The organism is uncultured Cardiobacterium sp. (assembly GCF_938028185.1).
Classification (GTDB): Bacteria; Pseudomonadota; Gammaproteobacteria; order Cardiobacteriales; family Cardiobacteriaceae; genus Cardiobacterium.
The window spans coordinates 1-6,437 of sequence record NZ_CALJAH010000245.1; the positions used below are offsets into that span (position 1 = coordinate 1).

7 protein-coding genes are annotated in these 6,437 nt (G+C 58.4%); 1 reads left to right on the forward strand and 6 read right to left on the reverse strand.

Annotated elements, in window-relative coordinates:
- The coding region (locus Q0349_RS07070) for a TRAM domain-containing protein (protein WP_298080169.1) at positions 1-911 on the reverse strand (911 nt) is incomplete at its 3' end.
- Between the two features lie 51 nt (positions 912-962).
- Positions 963-1,196: a DUF465 domain-containing protein gene (locus tag Q0349_RS07075; protein WP_298080170.1), complete on the reverse strand. Its 234-nt coding sequence runs from the start codon at positions 1,194-1,196 to the stop codon at positions 963-965.
- 121 nt (positions 1,197-1,317) lie between these two features.
- Between Q0349_RS07075 and Q0349_RS07080 the strand changes: the two genes are divergently transcribed.
- Positions 1,318-2,463, forward strand: a complete 1,146-nt coding sequence (locus Q0349_RS07080) for an acyltransferase family protein (protein WP_298080171.1) — start codon at positions 1,318-1,320, stop codon at positions 2,461-2,463.
- 64 nt (positions 2,464-2,527) lie between these two features.
- Here Q0349_RS07080 and Q0349_RS07085 read toward each other — a convergent pair whose 3' ends face one another.
- From Q0349_RS07085 to uvrC, 4 genes are read right to left on the reverse strand one after another with little or no spacing between them, the layout of a single operon-like run.
- A complete protein-coding gene (locus Q0349_RS07085; protein ID WP_298080172.1) occupies positions 2,528-3,103 on the reverse strand; it encodes a DUF2167 domain-containing protein in 576 nt (191 codons plus the stop codon).
- Positions 3,100-3,738, reverse strand: a complete 639-nt coding sequence (gene rnt, locus Q0349_RS07090; RefSeq protein ID WP_298080173.1) for a ribonuclease T — start codon at positions 3,736-3,738, stop codon at positions 3,100-3,102. The genes Q0349_RS07085 and rnt overlap by 4 nt, the downstream gene beginning before the upstream one ends.
- 30 nt (positions 3,739-3,768) lie before the next feature.
- Positions 3,769-4,380 carry a CDP-diacylglycerol--glycerol-3-phosphate 3-phosphatidyltransferase gene (gene pgsA, locus Q0349_RS07095; RefSeq protein WP_298080174.1) on the reverse strand — a complete coding sequence of 204 codons (612 nt, stop codon included), beginning with the start codon at positions 4,378-4,380 and terminating at the stop codon, positions 3,769-3,771.
- A gap of 3 nt (positions 4,381-4,383) precedes the next feature.
- Positions 4,384-6,207, reverse strand: coding sequence for an excinuclease ABC subunit UvrC (gene uvrC / locus Q0349_RS07100; RefSeq protein ID WP_298080175.1), 1,824 nt, complete (start codon positions 6,205-6,207; stop codon positions 4,384-4,386).
- Positions 6,208-6,437: the final 230 nt, after the last annotated feature.

Consider the following 6,437-nt stretch of genomic DNA (forward strand, 5'->3'; position numbering starts at 1 on the left):
CTTTGTGCGAGCGGCAGGCTGAAATTGCCGAGGCCGCAGAAGAAATCCAGCACCCGTTCGCCTGGCTGGAAGTCCAGTGCGGCGAGCGCGATGGCGACCAGTTCGCGGTTGAGTGCCTTGTTCACCTGGGTGAAATCGTCCGGCGCGTAAGGCAGGGTGAGGTCGTAAGCGGGCAAGGCGTAGGCAAGTGGCGGCGCGGCGGCGGGATGTTTGGTGACGCGGTCGCGCCCGCTTTGCAGCCAGATTTGCCACGGCTGCGCCGCAGTTTCGTTCCAGCGGGCGGCAGTTGCGGCGACGAGGCGGTCGCCAATGGCGTCTTGCAGGCGGATGCGCAACACGGTCACGCCGTCGCCTTCGCTAATATCCACGCCGTGAATGGCGGTCTGTTGCGCGAGTTGGCGGCACAGGGCGCGGATGTCGGGCAGACGGGCAGAAATCGCCTGCGGCAGGGTGAGGCAACGCTCAATATTGACCACGCGCGCCGAGGCGCGACCGCGGAAGCCAAGCACCTGGCGGGCATCGTCCCAGGCGAGGCGGGCACGCGAGCGGTAATGCCACGGGTCGCCGCTGATGGCGGGCAGGGCGCGCGTCGGCACGGTTTTGCCGATGCGGGCGAGTTGCTCCAGCCAGACGCTTTCTTTGAGGCGGTGTTGTGCGGTATCGCTCGCGTGTTGCAGCGCGCAACCGCCGCAGTCGTCGTAATGGGTGCAGGCGGGAGCAATGCGGTCGGGCGAGGGGGTGAGAATTTGTACGGTTTCGGCTTCGAGAAAGCGTTTTTTGTCGGCGATAATGCGGGCGACAACGCGCTCGCCGGGCAGGGCGCCGCCGACAAAGGCGGTTTTGCCGTCGTGCCGGGCAACGCCGCGGGCGTTGTAGTCGAAGCCGTCAATGTCGAGTGTGAGCGTTTTCATGGCGGGCAAAATTAAAGCCCCGTTGGCACGGGGCTTTTTCGGGTTGTGCGCTTAGCCGCGGCGTTCGGCTTCGATTTTGCGCAGGTAGTCGTAGATTTTGTCTTTCAGCGCGAGTTTTTCGCGTTTTTTCGACTCGATGTCCTGATGGCTGTTCGCCGAGACGGCAGCATCGCTTTCCATGCGGTTGATTTCTTCGTCGAGGGCGTTGTGCTCGTTGAACAGGCGGGCAAAGTGGTTGTCACTCTGGCGCAGTTCGGCAATCAGGTCGCGGTATTCATGTAACATGACGGTTTCCTTTATGTTGTTGGGCCTGGCTGCAATTTTAGCTTATTTGACCCGCTTTGGGTATAGCAACCACGCGGCCTGGCGGGTTTTGAAAAGGTAAGTTTCCATTTGTTTGCGCTTTGTGAATAATGGCGCCGTTTTCCGCTACCGGAGTAGGGTTATCAAGACTGTAATCGCCCCCATTGCCGCCCCCGCGCCGCGCTATTTTCACGGGCTGGACGAGTTGCGCGCGGCGCTGATGCTGATTGGCGTGTTTTGGCACGCGGCGGCGGTGTTGTCGCCATTTGCGGCGTTTGTCTATGCCAGTCCGTATCATCAGAGCATGGCGCTTTATGCGTCGATTTATCCTGAGCATTTGTTCCGTATGGAGGCTTTTTTTATGGTCTCCGGTTTTCTCGCGCAAATGACGCTTGCGCGCAAGGACAAGCAGGTTTTTTGGCGGGCGCGTCTGAAACGGGTATTGGTGCCGCTGCTGCTTGGCTGTCTCGGCGTCAATTTTGTGTTGCAGGTCTTCGGCAGTATTTTCATGGATTATCAGTGGGCGCATTATGATTTGTGGCGCTGGGTCATGCACGGCTGGTTTTTGATTTGCCTGATGGTATTCGCCACGATAGATATGCTGCTGCCGCGCGGGGTGTTTGCCCGCATGGGACTGTTGCCCTGCCTGCTGGTGGTCACGATTGGCTGGCTGGGTTACGCCGCATTGATTTACTGGAATGGGGAATCATGGAATTTGGGTGGCGACATCAGCACTTTATATAATTTCTTTGTGCTGCATGGCGTGCAGTATTATCCGTTTTATTTCGCCGGCTCCCTGCTCTATTTTCATCAGGATATTCTCGATAAAATCAGTCATCGCGCCTTGTGGGGGCTTGCCTTGTTGGCATTGGTCACCACCGCACTGACTTATGTGAACGGTCTGCATTTTTATGAGCCGTTCCCGCCGGATACGGAAGGCATGATTTTGCAGCGGCTGAATCAGATGGTGTCCTCCGGCTCAATTGCTTTTTTGTTGTTCTGGTATTTTTATCATGTGCAACGCGAGGCGAATCGTGTGGTGCGCTATTTGATCAATTCCGCCATTGTCATTTATTTGGTGCATCACCCGCTGGTGATTATGCTCGGCTGGATGCTGGATGATCCGGGATTATCCAATTCGCAGTATTATTTGTTGCTGCTGACGCTGACGTTTGTCTTTTCGTATTTGTGTTATGAAGGCGTGCGCCGTATTGGCTGGCTGCGAATAACGTTTGGCCTGAAAGGTTAGCCCGCCCATTGTTGCCACGCATGAAAAAAGCCGGAAGGTTTCCGGCTTTTTATTTTTCTGCTTGTCAGATAAAGCGGTTCATCAGCAGCAGGTTGATAATGGTGCCTTCGGCGCGCGGGTCGCTTTTCGGGTCGAAGCGTTCGTAGCGCAGGCTGTCTTGCGGGGTGACACGCCAGCCTTGCAGGCTGAGGCCGTCGCCGGGTTTGCCGACCAGCGTCAGGACAAGCGCGCCGTTGCGCACCAGACACATTTTGTAGAGGTTGAGCGCGGGGTCCTGGCCGATGTTGAGCTCAACGCCGTATTCAACGCAGCGGCTGGCGTTGTCGTATTTGGGCGCGGGCGCGAAACTTTTCCAGCGCACCGCTTCGCTGCCGGTGAGACCGCTTTCCTGATTGAGGATGTCAAGGTCTTCGCTGATGCCCTGGCGGATGCGGGTCGGGTCAATGGGGATGTTGTCATCGACGTAGCCCGCCGGGCGGTAACTCAGTTGGGCGAAGACGCTGCCGTCGCCGCCATCCGGCACGGCGATGGCGATGATGTCGTCCACGCCGCCCAGGTGTTCGTTGATGAATTGTTGTTTTTGGCTGTCGTTCAGCACTTTCCAGCCTTTCGGCGGGGTCAGGGTTGCGATGTCGTTCATGGTTGTTCCTCGCTGGCAGGCCAGCTGTAGCCGATTTTTTCTGCCCAGGTGTTGATGATGTGGCAGAAGATGTCGGCGGTGAGTTCTGCGTCGTATTTGGCGCCGTGCGCTTTTTCGCTGTCGTAGTCAAAGCCGCCCTGGCGGGCGATGCGCGCCAGCACGGTCTGGCCGTAGGCAAGCGCGCCCAATGATACGGTGTCAAGGACGCTGAAGGGGTGAAAGGGGTTGCGTTTGTAGTCGGTGCGTTCGGCAAAGGCGTTGATGAAGCCGAGGTCGAAGGTGGCGTTGTGGCCGACGAGGATGGAGCGCGTGCATTCTTGTTGTTTTTGGTAGGCGCGGATTTCGTCGAAGAAGCGTTCGGCGGCCTTGTCTTCCTGATACGCCGGGCGCAGCGGGTGATAGGGGTCAATGCCGGTGATTTTCAGCGCTTCGGGGTCGATGTTCGCGCCGGGAAAGGGGTGGATGTGGTAGTGGATGGTGTGGGTGCGGCAGAGGCGGTTGTTGTCGTCGAAATTGACCAGCACCGCCGCGACTTCGAGCAGCGCGTCTTTTTTGGCGTCAAAGCCGCCGGTTTCGACGTCGATGACTACGGGCAGGAAACCGCGAAAGCGCTGGCTGATGAGGGTGGGATTCATGGGGTGTTCCGGGGGGATTCGCGCGGCATTCTACACGTTCGGGCTTTGTGCCGCCGGGGTCATCGCTTCGCGGAAGTAGCGGTAGGCGGCGGCGGTGTATTGCCACATCGAGGCGATGGTGAGGATGGCGGCGATGATGAGCAGTACCTGGCCGATACGCCAGATGGGCAGGCCGAGCCAGGGTTCGCGAAAGATGAGGAAGCCCATCGAGAACATTTGCACGGTGGTTTTCCATTTGCCGATTTTGGCGACCGCGACCACGCCGCGATGGCCGATGCCGCTCATCCATTCGCGCAGCGCGGATATCCAGATTTCGCGGCCAATGACAATCAGCGCGCACAGCATCAGCCAGACGTGCGGGTTTTGCTGGACGAGGACAATCAGCACGGCGGCGACCATCAGTTTGTCCGCCACCGGGTCAAGAAACGCGCCGAATGCGCTTTCTTCCTTGAGATGCCGCGCCAGCCAGCCGTCGAGAAAATCGCTGATACAGGCGACGGTATAGACCCACAGCGCCAGCCACTGCTGCCAGCTTTCCGGGTGGAAATAGTAGGTAATGATAAACAGGGGAATGAGCGCCACCCGCAGAATGGTGAGTTTCATCGCCCAACCGCTGAAGAATTTTTTGAAAGTGGCATTCATCGCTTATCCCTCGTGTAAAACAGCATAAATTTCCTTCGCCAGCGCCTCGCTGACGCCCGGCACCTTCGCCAAATCCTCAACGCCCGCGCGGCGGATTTGCGCCAGACCGCCAAAGTATTTTAGCAGCGCCTGCCGACGTTTGGCACCCACGCCGGGGATTTGTTCCAGCAGCGAGCGCTTGCTGTTTTTCGCCCGCCCAGCGCGGTGGCCGGTGATGGCGAAGCGGTGTGCCTCGTCGCGGATTTGCACGATGAGCTGCATCGCCTGACTGTCCGACGGCAAATAGCGCGGCACGTCTTCATGCGGAAACCAGAACTGCTCCAGCCCCGCCTTGCGCCCCTGCCCCTTGGCGACGCCGACCAGATGCACGCCGCTGATGCCCAGCTCGTTAAACACCTCCACCGCCTGCCGCAACTGCCCCTTGCCGCCATCAATAAACAGCACATCCGGCAACACGCCGTCTTCCTTCTGAATGCGCTCAAAACGGCGGCTGACCGTCTGGCGGATGGCGGCATAATCATCGCCTGCCGTCACCTCGCGGATATTGTAGCGGCGGTAATCGCTTTTCAGCGCGCCGCGCCGGTCAAAGACCACGCACGACGCCACCGTCGCCTCGCCCTGGGTGTGGCTGATGTCGATACACTCCAGCCGTTCCGGCACATCCGGCCAGGCAAACGCCTCGGCCAGCGCGGCAAACCGCTGCTGCATCGTCAGTTTGCCGGAAAGGCGCAGCCCCAGGCTCAATTTCGCATTTTCCTCCGCCATTTCCAACCACTTGCGCCGTGCCTCACGCGGCTTGGCATTGAGCGACACCTTGCGCCCGCTCTTCTCGCCGAGCCAGGCGGCAATCGTCGCGCCGTCCTCCAGCGCATGACTAATCACGAGCTGCGGCGGCGCGCTTCGCTCATGATAAAACTGCGCAATAAACGCGGCGAGAATCTCCGCCTCCGGCGCCTCCTCCGGCAACTTCGGAAAAAACGCCTGCGAACTCACATTATGCCCGTCGCGGAAAAACAGCACCTGCACGCACGCCTCGCCATAAGCCGTCGCCACCGCCAGCACATCCGCATCCGCCTCGCCCGCGACCATATGCTGCTTCTCGGTAATCTTGCGCAACTGCACCAACTGATCGCGCAACAGCGCCGCCTGCTCATACGCGCGCGCCTCCGCCGCCGCCTCCATCTTTGCCGTCAATTCCTGCAACAACACCTCGCTGCGGCCATTCAAAAAATCGCGGGTATGCGCCACCGTCTCCGCATAGGCTTTCTTGTCAATATAGCCCACGCACGGCGCATAACAGCGCTCAATCTGATACTGCAAACAGGGACGGCTGCGCGTGGCAAAAAAACTGTCCTCACACTGGCGCACACGGAATACCTTGGCGAGCACCTCCAGCGAATAACGCGCCGCCTGCACATTCGGAAACGGCCCGAAAAACTCGCCCTGCTTGCGCGCGCCGCGATGCAGCGAAAGGCGCGGAAACTCATGCGCCGACAAGACAATATACGGATAAGATTTATCATCGCGCAGCAGAATATTGAAACGCGGCAAATGCGTTTTGATCAGATTATTCTCCAGAATCAGCGCTTCCGTCTCCGTATGGGTAATCGTCGTATCAATATCGACCACCTGCTTCATCAAGGCGCGCGTCTTCGCGCTCATGCCGCTGTCGCGGAAATAACTGGAAAGCCGGTTGCGCAAATTCTTCGCCTTGCCGACATACAGCACCTTGCCGTCGGCATCGCGCATCTGATAAACGCCCGGCAACGTCGCCACATGACTCAAAAAAATCTTCGGATCAAAAAGCCGGGATTGCTGCTCGCTCATAAAAACTGACTGAAATAAAAACGTAGGGTGGAGCTTGCCCCACCATCAAAAAACCAATACCGCTTCACGACAAAAACCTCAAAATCGCAAGCCGGGCAAATGCCCGATCTGCACCATGGTGGGGCAAGCCCCACCCTACATCTATTTACATACACCAAGAGCGCTCAGCTGTATGTAAGAGCCTGTTCAAAATCCCGGTTATCCACACAAATTTGAATTGCTACGCCGAA

Excerpts from the sequence above, each read along its gene's own strand:
- Q0349_RS07075 (WP_298080170.1), bottom strand. The coding sequence starts at position 1,196 with ATGTTACATGAATACCGCGACCTGATTGCCGAACTGCGCCAGAGTGAC.
- uvrC (WP_298080175.1), bottom strand. The coding sequence starts at position 6,207 with ATGAGCGAGCAGCAATCCCGGCTTTTTGATCCGAAGATTTTTTTGAGT.
- rnt (WP_298080173.1), bottom strand. The coding sequence starts at position 3,738 with ATGAATCCCACCCTCATCAGCCAGCGCTTTCGCGGTTTCCTGCCCGTA.
- pgsA (WP_298080174.1), bottom strand. The coding sequence starts at position 4,380 with ATGAATGCCACTTTCAAAAAATTCTTCAGCGGTTGGGCGATGAAACTC.
- Q0349_RS07085 (WP_298080172.1), bottom strand. The coding sequence starts at position 3,103 with ATGAACGACATCGCAACCCTGACCCCGCCGAAAGGCTGGAAAGTGCTG.